This is a genomic window from Haloferax marisrubri, from assembly GCF_001469875.2.
Taxonomy (GTDB): Archaea; Halobacteriota; Halobacteria; order Halobacteriales; family Haloferacaceae; genus Haloferax; species Haloferax marisrubri.
In genome coordinates this window covers 678,847-695,111 of sequence record NZ_LOPW02000010.1, presented here as the reverse complement: position 1 = coordinate 695,111, position 16,265 = coordinate 678,847, and the positions used below count along the sequence as shown (strand labels likewise).

Annotated in this window: 16 protein-coding genes; 7 read left to right on the top strand and 9 right to left on the bottom strand. The window is 67.1% G+C overall.

The window, feature by feature from the left end; all coding sequences use genetic code 11:
* Positions 1 to 76: 76 nt before the first annotated feature.
* A complete protein-coding gene (locus AUR65_RS10520) occupies positions 77 to 469 on the bottom strand; it encodes a hypothetical protein (protein ID WP_058566849.1) in 393 nt (130 codons plus the stop codon).
* Between the two features lie 206 nt (positions 470 to 675).
* Between AUR65_RS10520 and AUR65_RS10515 the strand changes: the two genes are divergently transcribed.
* Both AUR65_RS10515 and AUR65_RS10510 read left to right on the top strand, forming a co-directional pair.
* Positions 676 to 1,314 (top strand): GNAT family N-acetyltransferase, encoded by a 639-nt coding sequence (locus AUR65_RS10515; RefSeq protein ID WP_058566848.1) that lies wholly within the window; start codon positions 676 to 678, stop codon positions 1,312 to 1,314.
* Positions 1,311 to 1,958: a GNAT family N-acetyltransferase gene (locus tag AUR65_RS10510; protein WP_058566847.1), complete on the top strand. Its 648-nt coding sequence runs from the start codon at positions 1,311 to 1,313 to the stop codon at positions 1,956 to 1,958. Before AUR65_RS10515 ends, AUR65_RS10510 begins: the two co-directional genes overlap by 4 nt.
* A gap of 8 nt (positions 1,959 to 1,966) precedes the next feature.
* On the opposite strand, the gene AUR65_RS10505 is transcribed toward AUR65_RS10510, so the two are convergent.
* On the bottom strand, positions 1,967 to 3,154 hold the full coding sequence (locus AUR65_RS10505) for a metal-dependent hydrolase family protein (RefSeq protein WP_058566994.1): 1,188 nt from the start codon (positions 3,152 to 3,154) through the stop codon (positions 1,967 to 1,969).
* 171 nt (positions 3,155 to 3,325) lie between these two features.
* Between AUR65_RS10505 and AUR65_RS10500 the strand changes: the two genes are divergently transcribed.
* The gene (locus tag AUR65_RS10500) at positions 3,326 to 3,907 is read left to right on the top strand and encodes a hypothetical protein (protein ID WP_058566846.1); all 582 of its coding nucleotides are present in this window, start codon (positions 3,326 to 3,328) and stop codon (positions 3,905 to 3,907) included.
* A gap of 70 nt (positions 3,908 to 3,977) precedes the next feature.
* Here AUR65_RS10500 and AUR65_RS10495 read toward each other — a convergent pair whose 3' ends face one another.
* On the bottom strand, positions 3,978 to 4,544 hold the full coding sequence (locus AUR65_RS10495; protein WP_058566845.1) for a GNAT family N-acetyltransferase: 567 nt from the start codon (positions 4,542 to 4,544) through the stop codon (positions 3,978 to 3,980).
* Between the two features lie 58 nt (positions 4,545 to 4,602).
* A complete protein-coding gene (locus tag AUR65_RS10490; RefSeq protein WP_058566844.1) occupies positions 4,603 to 5,247 on the bottom strand; it encodes a metal-dependent hydrolase in 645 nt (214 codons plus the stop codon).
* Positions 5,248 to 5,387: 140 nt separating this feature from the next.
* On the opposite strand from AUR65_RS10490, the gene AUR65_RS10485 reads away from it, so the two are divergent.
* Both AUR65_RS10485 and AUR65_RS10480 read left to right on the top strand, forming a co-directional pair.
* A complete protein-coding gene (locus AUR65_RS10485; RefSeq protein ID WP_004975230.1) occupies positions 5,388 to 6,095 on the top strand; it encodes a helix-turn-helix domain-containing protein in 708 nt (235 codons plus the stop codon).
* A 133-nt stretch (positions 6,096 to 6,228) separates the two neighbouring features.
* Positions 6,229 to 6,531 (top strand): DUF5789 family protein, encoded by a 303-nt coding sequence (locus AUR65_RS10480; protein ID WP_058566843.1) that lies wholly within the window; start codon positions 6,229 to 6,231, stop codon positions 6,529 to 6,531.
* Positions 6,532 to 6,585: 54 nt separating this feature from the next.
* On the opposite strand, the gene hmgB is transcribed toward AUR65_RS10480, so the two are convergent.
* From hmgB to AUR65_RS10455, 5 genes are all read right to left on the bottom strand, one after another.
* Positions 6,586 to 7,923, bottom strand: a complete 1,338-nt coding sequence (gene hmgB / locus AUR65_RS10475) for a hydroxymethylglutaryl-CoA synthase (RefSeq protein WP_058566842.1) — start codon at positions 7,921 to 7,923, stop codon at positions 6,586 to 6,588.
* 62 nt (positions 7,924 to 7,985) lie between these two features.
* Positions 7,986 to 10,661 carry an Ig-like domain-containing protein gene (locus AUR65_RS10470; RefSeq protein WP_058566841.1) on the bottom strand — a complete coding sequence of 892 codons (2,676 nt, stop codon included), beginning with the start codon at positions 10,659 to 10,661 and terminating at the stop codon, positions 7,986 to 7,988.
* A 57-nt stretch (positions 10,662 to 10,718) separates the two neighbouring features.
* Positions 10,719 to 11,306 carry a DUF2150 family protein gene (locus AUR65_RS10465; protein ID WP_058566840.1) on the bottom strand — a complete coding sequence of 196 codons (588 nt, stop codon included), beginning with the start codon at positions 11,304 to 11,306 and terminating at the stop codon, positions 10,719 to 10,721.
* A gap of 139 nt (positions 11,307 to 11,445) precedes the next feature.
* Positions 11,446 to 12,294 (bottom strand): TatD family hydrolase, encoded by an 849-nt coding sequence (locus AUR65_RS10460; RefSeq protein ID WP_058566839.1) that lies wholly within the window; start codon positions 12,292 to 12,294, stop codon positions 11,446 to 11,448.
* 110 nt (positions 12,295 to 12,404) lie between these two features.
* Positions 12,405 to 12,881 carry an NYN domain-containing protein gene (locus tag AUR65_RS10455; protein ID WP_058566838.1) on the bottom strand — a complete coding sequence of 159 codons (477 nt, stop codon included), beginning with the start codon at positions 12,879 to 12,881 and terminating at the stop codon, positions 12,405 to 12,407.
* 195 nt (positions 12,882 to 13,076) lie between these two features.
* Between AUR65_RS10455 and AUR65_RS10450 the strand changes: the two genes are divergently transcribed.
* Positions 13,077 to 14,645 (top strand): S8 family serine peptidase, encoded by a 1,569-nt coding sequence (locus AUR65_RS10450; RefSeq protein ID WP_058566837.1) that lies wholly within the window; start codon positions 13,077 to 13,079, stop codon positions 14,643 to 14,645.
* Between the two features lie 165 nt (positions 14,646 to 14,810).
* Positions 14,811 to 16,103: an ATP-grasp domain-containing protein gene (locus AUR65_RS10445; protein WP_058566836.1), complete on the top strand. Its 1,293-nt coding sequence runs from the start codon at positions 14,811 to 14,813 to the stop codon at positions 16,101 to 16,103.
* Positions 16,104 to 16,265 lie beyond the last annotated feature (162 nt).

The following is a 16,265-nucleotide window of genomic DNA, read 5'->3' as shown; positions in this document are numbered from 1 at the left end:
GAGCGCCGCGCGCCGGCCGGACGCGCCACCGGACGCGCCCGGAGTCTCGGGGCGACTCACCGACAGAGACATCGACTCACCACGCCGCCCGCCGCGCCCGGTTCCGGGCGTCGACGAGCGACCAGCCGAGCGCCGCGAGCGTGACGAGGCAGACGACGAACAGCCCCACGACGACGCCGACTCGCCCGACGCCGGCGTAGTAGCCGGCGCTGTCGATGACGCCGGCGAAAAGCAGGCCGAAGGCGACGAGACTGAGCGGCCGCGCCCACAGTTGGCTCCGAACGAGTCCCACACCCGTCGCCAGCAGCGACACGCCGGTCAGTCCGCCCAACACGAGCGACGCGAACAGCGCGAACGGGTCGGTCCGCGGTTCCATGACCGGACCGCGCTCGACGGTCAACACCCAGATGACGAGCGTCACGGCTCCCATGACGAGTGCGTAGCCGCCCACCGTTCGCTCCCAGTCCATCTCGTCTCACCCGTTCCCGACCTCGCTAGACGCGCTCCCGCCACAAATACGCACCTCCGGGTTCTCGCGCGGGAGAACGTGTGCGAACCCGGAACGTGTTCGAATCCGACCGGTTCGAGAGCGGCGACCGGGTCAGAGACTGTCTCGTGTCGTCAACTGTCAATACTCAGAAAACTTATTAGCGCCCTCCGAGTGGACTCCGTTCCATGTTCCCCGACGAAATCGTGACCCCGCGGCTCAGGCTCCGCGCCCTGTCGCGGGAGGTCGTCGACCCGTTGGACGCATACGAGCAGTTCGCCGCCTCGCGGTCGGACACCATCGAGGAGGAGACCGAGTTCGTCACGTGGAACCCCCACGAGACGCCCAAGGAGACGCTGGACTTTCTGGAACAGGCCGAAGAAGGCCACGAGTCCGGGGAGAACGCCATCTACGCCGTCTTCCCTCGGGACGGCGAGGACGGCGCGGGCGAGTTCGCCGGCACCGCCGGCTTCAACCCCGAGTGGGACAAGCGCCGGGCGGTCTTCGGCATGTGGCTCCGCAAGGAGTTCTGGGGCCGCGGCTACTCGGGCGAGCGCGCGGCCGCGTTCTTCGCCGCGGTCTTCGACGTGCTCGACCTCGACGTCGCGCTCGCGTACGCCATGCCCGAAAACGAGGCGTCGTGTCGAGCAATCGAGAAGTACACCGACCGATTCGGCGGGCAGGAGGACGGTCTGTTTCCCAACGAGGCCGTCGACGCCGACGGCACCCCGCGCGACGTTCGCGGTTGGTCCGTGACCCGCGAACAGTGGGAAACCGCGACCGGCGGCGACTACGACGCCGAGTTCCGCTGGGAGGGCCGCGAGTGAGCGACCTCTTTCCCGAAGTCGTCGAGACGCCGCGGCTTCGACTGGTTGCCCGCCGCCCGAAGCACGTCGGCGTCCACGAGGCGTACGACCTCTGTTCGGCTCCCGAGATGGACGACGTGACCCGGTACATGCCGTGGTCGCGCCACGAGACGCCGAAGGTGACGAAGGACTTCCTCGACCGCGGGGAGTCGAGTTGGACCGACGCGGAGAGCGCCGACTACGCGATTATCCCGCGCGAGGGCGAAGAGGGCGCGGGCGAGATTTCCGGGTTCGGCGGCCTCCACACCGAGTGGGACCGCCGCGTCGGAGAACTCGGCCTGTGGCTCCGCCCGCGCTACTGGGGTCGCGGCTACTCGGGCGAACGCGCCGCGGCGCTGGCGGCGCTCGCGTTCGACGCGTTCGACCTCGAAGTCGTCGCCGTCTCGCACGTCGCGGCGAACGAGAAGTCCCAGCGCGCTATCGAGAAGTACATGGCGGCGCTCGGCGGCGGCCTCGACGGCCGCGAGCCAAACAGCATCGTCATCGACGGCGACCCGGCCGACGAACTCCGCTACAGCGTCTCCCGCGAGGACTGGCTGGCGACGACCGGCGGCGACTACGACGCCGAGTTCCGCTGGAACCTCGACCCCGACGACGTTCGCTGAGCCGTCACTTATTCTCCGCCTGAAACCGCACCGGGGACCGCGCCGGCGACGACGCGGCCACCCTTCAGGACCGCCGTCGGGTCGTTCAGTACCGTCAGGTCCGAAAGCGGGTCGTCGTCGAAGACGAGCAGGTCGGCGTACGCGCCGGGTTCGACGACGCCGCAGTCGTCCAGCCCCCCCGCGTCGGCGGCCGTCTCGGTCATCGCCCGGATGGCGTCCAGCGGCTCCATGGCGTGTTGCGCCATGAACTGCACCTCGGTGGCGTTGCCGCCGTGGACGTTGAACGGCGTGCCGGCGTCGGTGCCGCCGGCGATGCGGACGCCGGCCTCGGCGGCCAGTTTGAACGACTCGATGTGGCGGTCGTAGACGAACTCGGTCTTCGTCACGTCCTCTTTCGTCGCGGCCTCGGTGTTGCGGACGATGTGGTACGGCGCGGAGAGCGTCGGCACGAGCGTCGCGTCGCGCTCCAAGAACAGGTCGATTGCCTCGTCGTCGAGGAACGTCCCGTGTTCGACCGTGTCGACGCCGGCCCGGATGGCGGCTTTCACGCCCTCGCCGCCGTGGGCGTGGGTCGCGGTGTGGACGCCCCGGCGGTGCGCCTCGTCGACGAGCGCGTGGAGTTCCTCGTCGGTGAACGCCACCGCGCCGGGGTCGCTGCCGGGCGTCGTCACCCCGCCGGTCGTCATGAACTTGATGAAGTCGGCACCCAGTTTCACCTGCTCTCTGACCGCCTTTCGCGCCTCGGTCGGCCCGTCTATCTCGCGGCCCATGTGGTGGCCGTGGCCGCCGGTGATGGTTATCGACCGGCAGTTGGCGACCGTCCGCGGACCGGGCACGTCCCCGGCGTCGATGGCGCGCTTCAGCGCCACGTCGATGTCACGCGCGCCCATCACGCGAGCGCCCGTGACGCCCGCTTCGAGCGTCTTCCGGGCGTTTCGCGCCTCGACCAACGTGAGTTCGGCGTCGGACATGCCGACCACGTCCTCGACGCTCCGCTCCCCCGAGAGCGAGAAGTGAACGTGCGCGTCCACCAGTCCGGGCGTGACCGTCTTGCCGGCGAGGTCGACGACCCGCTCGTCCCCGCGGGGGTCGAGGTCGCCGACGGCCTCGATTCGCCCCGTCTCGGCGTCGGTTCGAACGTCAGTCTCCTCGACGACGCGGTCGCCGCGAATCACCCGAGCGCCCCGTAGTAACATGCCCATCGCTATCGCACGGCGAGACTTGAACGTGACCCTCCGGCATTCGGCGACCGTCGGGCGGTCGCTGGACGCGTCGCCATCAGCACGTATCGACATCACGTACCGCGAGACGCCCTCTCACGGCGGCCACGAGACATTTAGGGGAGAACGACAATCGCTTCCGACACGATGTCAACGACACCTGAATCGACGCCCGGTTCCACACCATCGACGCTTCGGTCGGTCGGCAGCGGCGGCGTCGCCGGTCTCGGGGCGGCCCTGTTCGGCTACCTCGCGACCTACGTCTTCACCTCCTCGACTATCGAGAACTCGACGGCCAGTCAGGTGCTCGAAGCCCTCGGCTCCGACATCTCGACGTGGAAGGTCGTCGGCTGGGTGTTCATGAGCGCCCACGGCGTGACGACGACGTTCCCCGGCCTGTTCGGGACGACCTCGTCCACGAACCTCATCGAGGGCATCGAGGCGTTCTCGCCGATTCTCTACGTCGTGCCCGTGGTCGCGCTCCTCGCGGCGGGCGCGCTCGCGGCCGTCGTCAGCGGCGCGTCCTCGACGCGGGCGGGCGCGCTCGCCGGCGCGGGAACCACTATCGGCTACCTCGTCTTCGCGCTCGCGGGTATCGCGCTGTTCACCGTCTCCCTCGGCGAGTCAGCCATCAGCCCCGACCCGGTCACGTCCGCGCTTCTCGCGGGCGTCGCGTACCCCGCCGTTCTCGGTACCGTCGGTGGCCTCGGGGCCGCGGCGCTCCGGTAGTCGTCGGCGTCCGCCCGCTCGGTTTTCGGTTTTCGGTTCTCGTTTTTCCGGCTCCTCGCGTTTCCCGACCTCAGAGGTCGCGAGCGACGAGCTCGCCCCAGTGGTCGAAGCCGTAGCGGTCGTAGAACGCCCGCGCCCGGTCGTTCGCCTCGTCCACGTCGAGGACGATTCGGTCGAGGGGGAGGTCCTGCGAGCGCGCGTGGTCCAACACGGCCTCCATGAGTTTGTCGGCGACGCCCGTCCCGCGGTAGTCGGCGTCGAGGAATAACTCGTTGAGAACGGCGGCGTCCCAGATGAACGTCATCTCCTCGGGGAGCGCGAAGGCGTAGCCGACCAGATGAGCGTCGCCGCCGTCGCTGTCGTCAGCGTTGTCGTCGCCGCCAGCACCGTGCTCGTCGTCCGACACCGCCTCGGCGACGACGACGCACCCGGGGTCGTCGGTCGCACAGCGCTCGACCCACGAGAGGTATCGCTCGCGGTAGTCGTCGGTGAGCTTCGCCTCGTACTTCGACAGTTTGTCGTCGTCGCCGGTCCCCTCGCCGATGCCGAGTTCGAACCCGCGTTTCAGCTCCCAGAACGCGTCCGCGTCGCCCGGCTCGTAGGGTCGCACCTCGACGCCGTCGGGTGTCTCGCTCATGCACGCGGGTGCGTCGCCATCGGTTATGAACGCTCGGAGTCGCAGCCGCGCTCTCGACTCACTCCGACGAGCCGCGAAGCCGCTCCGAGAAGAGTCGGCCGCCGACCACGCCCGCGCCGAGCACGATGAGCATCAATTCTGTCCCCGATGAGGCGAGCGGGGCGACCCGCTCGACGTTCTCGGGCTCCGCGCCCGGCGACGGGTCAACGACGGTGCTGTAGTGGAGCGTCTCCGTCGTCGGCGGCGGCGACGCGGGCTGTAGCTCGACGAACGTCTGGACGAACCCGCGCGTGCTCGACCACTCGGCGCGTCCGCTAATCGAGTAGAAGGCGTCGTGAAGCGGGTAGAAGGCGTTGACGCCGTTGGTGAACAGGTCGGGGAAGATGCCGCCGCAGAGGAGCGCGGCGACGCCGACCCACGCGACGACGACGCCGCGGGTTCCCCACCGGCCACGAATCGCGGAGCGCTCGGGGTCCCGAATCCGCGTGTCGTAGGCAACGACCGCGACGAGGGCGAGCGGGAGCAACAGCGTGTGCAGGAGTGCGCGATGGCTCCCGGGCAGGAGCGTGCTGGTGAACGAATCGAGGTCGGGAACCGCGGCGGCGACGAGCGCGACGCCGACCGAGCGGGCGTCGAACCAGCGACCGAGGAGGGCGGCACCGACGAGTCCGCCGACCGCGACGTGGACGAGGGTCGATGGCATACCGCGTAGTGGTCGGCCGACGACCTTCAGGGTTCCCACGGGGTTCGTCAGGCGACGACTACCACTTTCGACATCCTTTTGCGGGACACTCACGCACGTTGTCCCATGATTCACTCCTCGGTTGGACCGAGGTGTTCGCGATGACCGCGGCACCGCGCGACGACCTCGCCCGCCGCATCGCGGGCGAGATTACCCTCTCGGACGACCCCGGCGCGACGCTCCGGAAGTGGCGGACCGACTTCGACATCTCCCAGACGGCGCTCGCCGAGCAGTTGGACGTGTCGTCGTCGGTCGTCTCCGACTACGAGAGCGGTCGCCGCGAGAGCCCCGGCATCGGCGTCATCCGCCGGATGGTCGAGGCGCTTCTCGACATCGACGAGGCCCGCGGCGGCAGTCGAATCCGGCAGTACGCCCGCGTCCTCTCGGCCGGCTTCGAGAGCGACATCGTCCAGGACCTCCGAGAGTACCCCACGTCGATTCCGCTTGACAGTTTCTACGACGCCATCGGCGCGACGCCAATCGTCGACGGCGACCAAGACCGAATCAGCGGCCACACCGTCATCAACAGCATTCAGGCAATCACGCGGCTCTCCTCGGAGGAGTTCTACCGGCTCTACGGTCAGTCCACGAGTCGGGCGCTCGTCTTCACCGGCGTCACCCGCGGCGAGTCGCCGCTCGTCGCCATGCGCGTCGTCACGCCGACGCCGAACGCGGTCGTCCTCCACGGCCTCTCGGAGGACGAACTCTGGGAGCACGCGCCCGCGCTCGCCACCATCGACGGCTTCGCCCTCGCCGTGACCGACCGCGACTTAGACGAGATGCTCGAAGACCTGCGGAAACTCCCCTGAGTTCGCCGCAGTCACCCGTTTTTTCGGCTCCTCCGATTCGGGTTCATTCCGTTCGATTCCGTTCGATTCGAGTTTCCAGAGTGTCCGCCTGAGGGCGAAAAAAGCCGAAGGGCGACCGCGACGATGTCCGCCCATGGACATTCGCGACCTCCAATCGCATCTGGAAACGGCGTTCGAGTACCCGGTCACGACCGAGCGCGTGCTCGAACGCGCCGGCGACATCGAGGTGGCCGCGCCGAACGTCGACGACGCGGAGACCGTCGAGACCATCCTCGCCCCGCTCGGACCCGAGACCTACGAGTCGGCCGCCGACCTGTACAACACGATACTCGGAAGCGTGAGCGACGACTACATCGGCAGAAAGTTCTACGACGACCGGGGCGCGGACCCGGCGGACTCGTGGTCGATACTCCCCGAACAGGCCCGTTCGTTCTGACGACCCAGCGCGAACGCGGGCGCTCGCCCGTCGCTCGGCCGTGCGGTCGGTCTGTTATTCGACGTATTCGTAGCGGCGCTCGTTCATCCGGCCCCAGCCCGTGAAGACGAACTCGGCTTCGGGTTGGGTGAACTCCTCGACCTCGATTTCCTTTTCGTGGTTGTGCACGTCGTGGATGAGCTCGTAGTCGTCGAAGGAAATCTCGGTGCGGGCCGCGAGCTGGTCGTCCACGTCCACGGCCTCGATTTCGTCGAGCCACGTCTCTTGGATGCGCTCGGCGTGAATCTCCGCCTGCGCGCCGGAGCCGTACGAGCCGACGAGAAGCGACTTGCCGGTCATGTCCTTCCCCTCGTCCGCGGCGGTCTTCAGCGCCGACAGCCGGGCGATGTGGACCGAGCCGGTGTACCAGTTGCCGACGCGGCTGGAGATGTCGAGCGTCGGCTCGATGACGCGGCCGTACCAGTCGCGGTACTGCTCGGTCGTCTTCAGTTCGTCCATGTAGCCGCGGATGGCCTCCTCGTAGTCGTCCCACGTCTCGAAGTCCTCCTCGCGGGGCTGCCGACCGATTTCGGCTTCGAGGTCGTCTTCGATGTCGGTGTCGCGGGTCATGTGACGGAAGCCGAGGAGCGCCGCCTTCCGGACCATGCCGGGGAACGGCGTGTGGAACGGGATGTACTCGAACAGGTCGGGGTGGGTGCGACCCGCGACGCTCTCGTAGTCTTCGAGCGCCTCGCGCATGCGGGCGAGATACACCTGCATGGAGCGCTTGCCGTCCACGGAGGGGAACTGCTGGTTCGGCTTGAGGAAGTCCGTCTCGTCCATGCTGCCGTAGCCCTGCTCGGTCGAGAGTTCGACCAGGTCCGGGTCCTCGTCGATGAGCATCGCCACCGCGCCCGCGCCCTGCGTCGCCTCGCCGGGGTCGCCGCGCTCGTAGAGGGCGGTGTCGGTGGCGATGACGAGCGCCGCGCGCCCGCGGTTGCGACCCGCCTTAATCCAGTTGTAGGCGTCGTCGAGGCTCTGGGTGCCGGCGATGCACGCGAACTTGCGCTCGCCCTTGTTGGCGTGGCGGAAGTCGCCGTCGTACACCTGTTCGAGACAGCCCGCGATGTACGTCGACACCGGCTTGGAGTTGTCGAACGCGGACTCTGTCGCCACGTCGATGCGGCCGATGTCCGCGGGCGTGAGGCCCTTTCGGTCCATCAGTTGCTTGGCGGCGTTCGCCCCCATCGTGACGATGTCCTCGTACACGTCCGGGAACGACGACGTGTGGAGACCGAGACCCTTCGTGTACTTCTCCGGGTCTTCGCCCTTCACCGGCGCGAAGGTGTTGGGGAGGTCTAACACGAGTTTGCCCGTCCAAATCTCCATGGCGTCGATGCCGACGGAAGTCATGGTCGATGCTACAGAACCGAGGGATAAGGTTTTGTCGATGGTGAGTTACGTCGGTTGTCGAACTACGGACCGTCCCCGTCCGCGACGTCGTCGACGGTCTGGATATCGACGACGGCACCGGTGTCGTCGTACACCAATATCCCGACCCGATAGTCGGTCTGTGCGCCGTCCCGCCGCTCGATGATGTCGACGTTGTTACGGCTCCGGTCGGTACGTTGGGTCGTGGTCGTCGCCCCGTTGCCGTTGAGATTGAGCGCCACCAGTTCGACCCGACTGAAGTCGCCGGACGACACGTCGTAGTCGGCGCGGTACCAGACCGCGTTCGTCCCGGTGTCGGTCCGGTCTTCGACGTCGAACGCGTCGATGGATGCGCTACTTCCGAGCGACAGGTCGGCGTTTCCGTTCCGGTTCCGCGCGTCGGCCACGTCGGTCACGGTCCGTGAGCTCTCGACGTATTCTCCGTTCGGCCCGTCGTAAATCACGTCAATCGTGACCTCGAACGTCTGTCTGACTCCGTATCCGGGCTGGAACCGAACGCTGCCGCGCGATGTCGACTGCTGTGCGAAGCCCGAAGCGGAGCCCTCCGTCGAATCGGCCCTGACCTCGACGCGCTCGAACGACGCGTTCGTGTCCCCGATGTCGTAGGAGACGACGAAGTCGGGGTTGTTCGTTTGGATGTCGGTGAGGTCGTCGACACGCATCGAGACGGACGGAGACGGCGTGCCGTCTGTGTCCGTGACGGTCACGGTCGTCGTTCTCATACTCGTCGCTCCGTCGTCGTCTGTCACCGTTAGTTCGACGGTCACGTCGGTGTCGCCCGAGACGCTGTCGGGCGCGTTGAACGTCGGCTGGGCGGAACTGGGGTTCGACAGGCTCGCCTGCCCCGTGGGGTCGTTGGTGATGGACCAACTGTAACTGGTAATCGACCCGTCGCTGTCCGAACTCCCGGATCCATCAAGCTGTATCGACCCGCCTTCGGGGACGCTGTACGGCCCGGTTGTTCTGGGGGTCGGCGGGGAGTTCACATCACCTTCTGGCTGGGCGTTGGCTTCGAACGAGAACGTTTTGGCGTCGACGAGACCCGACGGGAGGCGGTAAGTCACGCGAACGGAGAGCCACTCGCCGGTCATGTCGACGTTCGTGTCGCTGTCGTAGAACTCGTACACGTAGAACCGCGCGGACTCGCCGGTGCCGACGACAGGGTTCGACCCGCCGAGGTCACCACTCTCGTCGATATCGATTGCGAGCCCGTCATCGGGCACGTCGACGTACTCGTTCTGGGCAATCTGGTAGTCGACGAGAGCGTCACCGCTCGGCGACTCGACGTACAGCTCCGTCTCGCCGGGGTCGTCGTTCCCGCCGTCGACCCTGTCTGAGAGTCCATCGATACTGTCGTCGTGCGGATTTACCACGACGCTCAGGAGTTCGACGGAGTCGGAGTCGACGTTCCGCAGCGAGAACTCGACGCCGCCGGGGGACGAGTCTCCATCGTCGCCGTCGCGGGCGACCGCGTCGTTCTCGTAGAGGAGTCCGGCGACGCCACCCGCGGTGGCCTCTTCGCTCGAAACGGTGATTTCGACACCCGCGTCCTGCCTGTCTTCCGCGTCGAACGTCTCATCGTCGAAGCTGCCGAGCACCTCGGCGGTCCCCGCGGACGCGCCCGTTGCTGTCACTCGGATTCGGCCCTTCGAATCGGTCGTCGACTCCTCCGTGTCGATTGAGACCGAACTCCCGCTCGTAGAGAAGTTTACTGAGACTCCAGAGACGGGGTTGTTGTATCGGTCCCGAACTTCGAAGGTGAGCGTCTCAGTGTCTCCCGGCGCGATGCTTCGAGGCGAGGCTCCGTCGACGACCGTCAGGTAATGTGCGGACGGGTCGTCGACACCCGACCCAACGCCGACCGCTCCGACGCGGAGGTCGTACGTCACGCCCTTTTTCATCTCGATGAAGATGGTATCACCAGGACCGTCGGTGACACTATAGACGTAGTCGTCGTCGCTTTCCGGGTCGTTCAACTCACCATCGTCTTCGAGCGCGTCACGCCACTCGCCCACCGACAGTTTCGTCGGGACGGTGATGTTCACGCGTCCTGATGTGTTCTTCACGGAGACGGTCCGCGTCGCGGGGCTAATCGCCTGCGCGTCAACGGTCGCGGAACCGACGCCGTTCTCGGAGTAGTTGCCTTGGAGGACAACGAGCGAAATCGTCCGGCCGTTTATCAGCGACTGCCCGGAGAGCGTCCCGTCGTAGCCGGTGTCGAACCGGTTGTACGCGATGGTGTTTTCGTACACCGTTGTCGGGGTGGACTGCATGACGTTGTAGTTCGGCCGGTATTCGAGCGATTTGGTGGGATACGAGAGATTGTCGTCGCCGTTAACGTAGTCGCCCGTCTCGGCTTCCGTCGTGCTAACGTTCGTGATGGAAATATCACCGAGTTCCCGCGTCTGCAACGTCCCCGATACGGGACCGGGATTGACGAACAGCGTTCGACTCGGATACCGCGTCCCCAACGAGACCGTCGAAGGCCGTGCGGTCGTCTCCGACGAGCTTTCGATGATTGCACCGCGAAGCGACTTGAACTGGTCGTGAACCTCTTGATTGTGTAGGAACTCGACCTGTTCGTTCTGATTCGGGACGACGGTCGCTTGGTACATCGACATCGAGATGATGATCATCCCAAACAGCAGCACTGCGCCGATTTGGACAGTAACTGCTCGCTCGTCCCCCCGAAAGTCCATATGACGTGAAGATACCCGAAACGGGAAAAAGACTCCTACAGAAGCGAGAGGCCGAGTTCAGTCTTCTTCTTCGACGACCTCGGGCTCCGAGAGGCCGCTCTGGAGGCTGTCGAGACCGTTGACCCACTCGGTGACGAGTCCGAATTCGAGTTCGTCGAGGACCTCGATGTCGAGTTCCTCGCCGTCGATGACGCGGGTGCCGACCTGGACGATGTAGCCGAGCGCGCTGTCGAGGTCGTCGGCGGCCTCGGCGTCCGCGGCCGCGCGGATGTAGGCGTCCATGTCGTCTTCGAGTTCGGCGGGGCCGGCGACGATGAACTCCTCGGCGGCGAAGAAGGCACACGAGAGGCTCGTCTGGACGCTCCCGATGAGGATTTCGGCCTCCTCGTTCTCCGACTCGAACTCGGGTTCGGCCATGACGATGTCGTGGACGGTCGAAAGCTCGTCAAGTGCTTCCTCTTCGCCCAGCGTGTCGTCGTCGTAGGCGGTCAGAATCTTGGCGATGGCGATGGCCGCGTCGTTCTGGATGTTCATCAGGAGACGGCCGGTCTCCTCGCTTTCGAGGTCCAGGTCCTCTTCTTCGACGCGCGTCAACCAGTTCTGCCAGCGTTCCGGCGAGTAGTATCGTTCCTCGGCCTCGGTCATACCTACAACCTCCCGTGCCGGACTCAAATGCCTTTCTTATCCTGCTTGTGACCGTGTGAGACGACGACGTGGGAGAAGACGGCGCGATTCGACTCGTGCGTCGGTTTCGGCGGTGGGTCGCCTCGCCGCCGATCGGTCCCTATCGGTCCAGCGTCGCTTCGGTGTCGACGCCGTAGACCAGCGCGGGCGTCTCGACGTGGGCGTTCCTGACGGCGTCGTCGCGCCCCTCGTCGAGGAGCCAATCGACGCGCCGGGGGACGGTCTTCGGGCCCATCACCGCGCCGGGGCGGTCGGGGTCGTCGATGAAGTCGGTCTCCATGAGGAAGGGGTCGCCCCGCTCGGCGGCGTCTTCGAGGCGGTCCTTGTCGCTCATGACGCTCGGCGTGCCGCCGGTCAGGTGGCCCTGCGCGTAGTGTTTGACCACGCGTTCACCGGGCACGCCGCGTTCGTCGGCCCACTCGGCCACGTCCGAGAGGTCGGTCGTCGACTCCGTGTGGAGCTGGAGCGCGCAGTCGCAGTCCGCGGCGAGGTCGAGGCCGTGTCTGAGGACGGCGTTCGAGGCCTCCCAGACGGCGTCCGTGACCTCGTAGTGCGGGCGGCCGGACTTGAGCGCGAGCGCGTCGCCCTCGCGGACGAACTCGGCGGCGGTGTCGAGGCCGGCACACATCAGGTCGCGGGCGTCCTCGGGGTCGTAGCCGCGGTCGTCGACGAGTTTCGAGACGAGACCGGGGTGGACGCCGAGGACCGGCCACGCGCGCCCGGGGAGTAGCTCCGAGGCCTCGCGGACGACCTCGACCGTCGTCTCGAACACCGGGCGGAAGTCCTCGCCCGTCTCGACCTCGTGGCCGAGGAGCCACGAGGGTTTGTTGACGACGAGGAGGTGCGTGCCGCCGCTCCGGGCGAAATCCTTCACCGCCTCCAGCCCGCGCCCGTGGTCCGGGTCGAGGTGGAGGTGGTTGTCCACGACCGGCGTGTCGAACTCCTGCATGGGCGAGTGGTCGGGCGGGGGAGGAAAAAGCGAACCGTTCGCGGTCGGTCAGGTCAGGTCAGGTCGGGTCGGGTCGGGTCGTATCAGAGTCGGACAGGCCGTCTCTCGACTCAGTCGCCGCCGTCGGTGAGTTCGTCGAGCGTCATCGCGTGGGTCGCCGCGTTCTGGAGCGCGTCCGAGCGACCGTAGCTCCCCGGCGCGATGGCGACCGTCCGTAGGCCGTAGGCGTTGGCCGTCTCCAGGGCGGGCTTGAAGTCGGTGTCCCGCGAGGCGACCGCGATGACGTCGGCGCGGTCCTCGACGGCGTAGCGGGTGAGGTCGACCGCGAGTTTCACGTCCACGTCGCCGCTCGTGACGACGACCTCGAAGCCGCGCGCCTCGGCCGCCTGAATCAGTCCCGGCGTGGCGTGCTCGTCGAGGTAGAGCCGCGCCGCGCTCAACTGCCCGCCGAGCGAGCGAGCCGCCGCCCGGATGTCGTCTAAGTCCACGTCGAACTCGTCGCGGAGGACGTTCGGCCCGTCCACGAACAGCGCCACTCGGCCCGACGGGAGCCCGTCGGGGCCGACCAACCGCCGCAAGAGGTCCATACACCACCTCACCCGGTTTCGGGGTTATAAATTTCGAGTGCGGGGCGACCGAAGTGGGAACGACGATTAGGGAATTTGTCGAGGATTTATTTTGGTTTATGGATCCGTTCCGAACTGTCTTTGAAGAACAGGCTGAAATTGAAATTTCAGTCAAGCTAACAAATATTGCCACGGTCTCCCGAGACATGTGTGCCCATGGCAGGCACACCGAACTTCGACAGACGAACCTTCCTGAAACTCGCCGCGGCCGCCGGGCTGACCGGCGCGGCCGGCGTGACCTCCGCGACGCCCGGACGGTCCCCCGGTCCGAAGAAAGACGAGATTCTCGTCGGCGTCTCGAAGACGGCTGACAGCCCGCGAAAGGCCGTCGAGAAGCACGTCCCCGGCAACGCGACGGTCGTCCACGAGAACAAGACCCTCAGTTACGTGGCGGTCGAGTTCCCGTCGGTCGCCGCCGACCGCGCCCGCGAGAACTTCATCTCGGCGGTCACGAAGCGCGACGAGGTGAAGTACGCGGAGAAGAACGTCACCCATCAGGCGCTCTACACGACGAACGACCCACAGTACGGCAGTCAGTACGCGCCACAGCAGGTGAACGCCGACACCGCGTGGGACACCACGCTCGGCAGTTCCGACGTGACCGTCGCCGTGGTCGACCAAGGGGTCAAATACGACCACCCCGACCTCTCGGCGCAGTTCGCCTCCGACAAGGGCCAGGACTTCGTCGACGCCGACGGCGACCCGTATCCGGACGTGCTCGCCGACGAGTACCACGGCACGCACGTCGCCGGCATCGCCGCCGGCACGACCGACAACAGCGAAGGTATCGGCGGCATCAGCGACTCGTCGCTCCTCTCGGGGCGCGCGCTCTCCGAGTCCGGCAGCGGTTCGACGAGCGACATCGCCGACGCCATCGAGTGGGCCGCAGACCAGGGCGCTGACGTCATCAACCTCTCGCTCGGCGGGGGCGGCTACACGTCCACGATGAAAAACGCCGTGTCGTACGCGACCCAGCAGGGGAGCCTCGTCGTCGCCGCCGCCGGCAACGACGGGAGCGGGAGCGTCTCGTACCCCGCCGCCTACAGCGAGTGCGTCGCTGTCTCCGCGCTCGACCCCGACGAGACGCTGGCGTCGTACTCCAACTACGGCACCGACATCGACCTCGCCGCGCCGGGGACAAACGTGCTGTCGTGTTGGACGACCGACACCGAGTACAAGGAGATATCCGGCACGTCGATGGCGACGCCGGTCGTCTCGGGCGTCGCCGGGCTCACGCTCGCCGTCTACGACCTCTCGCCGGCCGACCTGCGGAGCCAACTCAAGAACACCGCGGTCGATATCGGCCTCTCGGAGAACGAACAGGGCGCGGGCCGCGTGGACGCCGCGAACGCCGTCACGACCGAACCGGGAAGCGGCGGTGGCGGCGGCGGTGGTGGCGGTGGCGACTCGACCACCTCGACCATCGACGACTCGCTGTCGTCGTCGGCCGACTCCGACTGTTGGAGCTACGCGTGGGAGTACGATTCGCCGTCGCAGGTCGTCGTCGACCTCAGCGGCCCGGCGAGCGCCGACTTCGACCTCTACGTCAACGAGGGCTCGGGGACGTGTCCCACGACCGGGTCGTACGACTACCGGTCGTGGACCACGGACAGCGAAGAGCAGATAGTCATCGACAACCCCGACGCGTCGACGGACCTCTCGGTGCTGGTCGACAGCTACTCCGGGAGCGGGAGTTACACCGTGAGCGTCACCGAAACCGAGTAACGAGGACCACTCCCGCGCGAGGCCGCCTCGCGCGAACCGACAGCCGACTTCATGAGCACGTGACCGCCGCGCCCGCGACGCACCCGTGACGCGTCGCGCGGCATCACATTCTGGTTCTGCGGGACCTCGCGATGCGCTGATGCGACCGGGGCGCGTACTCCCACCATGGGTGGGGACGAACCGACGGTCACAGTAGGGATTCTGGGATTCCACGACAGCAGGGAGACGAAAGCCATCAGCAACGCGGTCACGGCGCTCGGCCACGAGGCCGTCTGGCTCCACGAGGAGGCAGTCGGCATCGAGGTGTCGCCGTCGGGCGTCACGCTCGACCCCGAGGTCGACGTGGTGGTCAACCGACTCCTGCTGTCGAAATCGACGAGTCCGCTCGAAGACCTCTCTATCGCCAGTTGCTACGCCGCGGTTCGCCCCGTGCTCAACGACCCGCGGAGCGTCCTCTTCGCCGTCCACAAGCACGCGACGGCGAGCAGGCTGGCCGCCGCGGGCGTCCCGGTGCCGCACACGTACATGGCCACCGCGGACGCCAAACTGAACGCCGCGCGGGACGGGTTCGGGACGCCGGTCGTCTACAAGACGGCCGTCGGGACCAACGGCGGCGGGACGTGGTTGGTCGACCACGACCGGGCCGTCTCGGCGACCGTCGACGGCCGCCGGGCGTTCATCCAGCAGTACGTCGACGCGGGCGAGCGCCACCGCGACCTCCGAATCTACGTCGTCGACGACGAGGTCGTCGGCGCGATGTACCGCTACGCCCCGGCGGGCGACTGGCGCACGAACGTCGCCCTCGGCGGCGACGTGGAGGACGCGTCCGAGGACCTCCCGCAGGGGGCCGCCGGGGCGGCGCTCTGGGCGACGCGGACGCTCGGCCTCGACTACGCCGGCGTCGACCTCATCGAGAGCGACGACGGCTGGGTCGTCCTCGAAGTGAACCCGACGGCGGGGTTCCGCGGGCTCTTCCGCGCCACCGGACGGTCGCCCGCGGCGGCCATCGCCCGCCTCGCAATCGAGCGGGCCGGCGGGCGCACCGACCCGGCGCTCGTCGAACGACTCGGGCGCGCGCTCGACGGGACGCCCCCGGCGGACGCTCCGTCGCACGTCCGCGACGAGCGGGCCCCCGTCGTCGGCCACGCGGAGCGCGTGACCGTCACCGGCATCAGCGGGTCGAAGGAAGTGCTCGCGCGCATCGACACCACGGCTTCGACGACGCAAATCGCACCCCGGTTGGCGGCCGACCTCGGCACCGAACCGCCGGCGACGGTCGAGGACGGCGCGCCGCCGCGGGTTGATATCGTGGTCGAACTCGCGGGCGAACGACGGACTGTGACCGCGGTGCTCGACGAGGACGTGGGTTCGGAGACGCCGATTCGAATCGGTCGGGACGTGCTCCGCGACTACTACGTCGACGTGCGACGAGGAGTTCGCGGCGACGCGGGTGACTAATGAAACCGGATATATCAAGCTATTCCGTTAATTGGTTCCACTACCTAGGATGACTGCGCCCCGTCCCAGACTCGGGGGGCCGTACTTACGCGACACAATTCGTTTCGACGACCCACCCGCGCTCGACAGCGTGGCCGTGTCGCGTCACGTCCCACGCCGGTC

Excerpts from the sequence above, each read along its gene's own strand:
- AUR65_RS10520 (WP_058566849.1), bottom strand. The coding sequence starts at position 469 with ATGGACTGGGAGCGAACGGTGGGCGGCTACGCACTCGTCATGGGAGCC.
- AUR65_RS10515 (WP_058566848.1), top strand. The coding sequence starts at position 676 with ATGTTCCCCGACGAAATCGTGACCCCGCGGCTCAGGCTCCGCGCCCTG.
- AUR65_RS10505 (WP_058566994.1), bottom strand. The coding sequence starts at position 3,154 with ATGTTACTACGGGGCGCTCGGGTGATTCGCGGCGACCGCGTCGTCGAG.
- AUR65_RS10500 (WP_058566846.1), top strand. The coding sequence starts at position 3,326 with ATGTCAACGACACCTGAATCGACGCCCGGTTCCACACCATCGACGCTT.
- AUR65_RS10495 (WP_058566845.1), bottom strand. The coding sequence starts at position 4,544 with ATGAGCGAGACACCCGACGGCGTCGAGGTGCGACCCTACGAGCCGGGC.
- AUR65_RS10490 (WP_058566844.1), bottom strand. The coding sequence starts at position 5,247 with ATGCCATCGACCCTCGTCCACGTCGCGGTCGGCGGACTCGTCGGTGCC.
- AUR65_RS10485 (WP_004975230.1), top strand. The coding sequence starts at position 5,388 with ATGACCGCGGCACCGCGCGACGACCTCGCCCGCCGCATCGCGGGCGAG.
- AUR65_RS10480 (WP_058566843.1), top strand. The coding sequence starts at position 6,229 with ATGGACATTCGCGACCTCCAATCGCATCTGGAAACGGCGTTCGAGTAC.
- hmgB (WP_058566842.1), bottom strand. The coding sequence starts at position 7,923 with ATGACTTCCGTCGGCATCGACGCCATGGAGATTTGGACGGGCAAACTC.
- AUR65_RS10470 (WP_058566841.1), bottom strand. The coding sequence starts at position 10,661 with ATGGACTTTCGGGGGGACGAGCGAGCAGTTACTGTCCAAATCGGCGCA.
- AUR65_RS10465 (WP_058566840.1), bottom strand. The coding sequence starts at position 11,306 with ATGACCGAGGCCGAGGAACGATACTACTCGCCGGAACGCTGGCAGAAC.
- AUR65_RS10460 (WP_058566839.1), bottom strand. The coding sequence starts at position 12,294 with ATGCAGGAGTTCGACACGCCGGTCGTGGACAACCACCTCCACCTCGAC.
- AUR65_RS10455 (WP_058566838.1), bottom strand. The coding sequence starts at position 12,881 with ATGGACCTCTTGCGGCGGTTGGTCGGCCCCGACGGGCTCCCGTCGGGC.
- AUR65_RS10450 (WP_058566837.1), top strand. The coding sequence starts at position 13,077 with ATGGCAGGCACACCGAACTTCGACAGACGAACCTTCCTGAAACTCGCC.
- AUR65_RS10445 (WP_058566836.1), top strand. The coding sequence starts at position 14,811 with ATGGGTGGGGACGAACCGACGGTCACAGTAGGGATTCTGGGATTCCAC.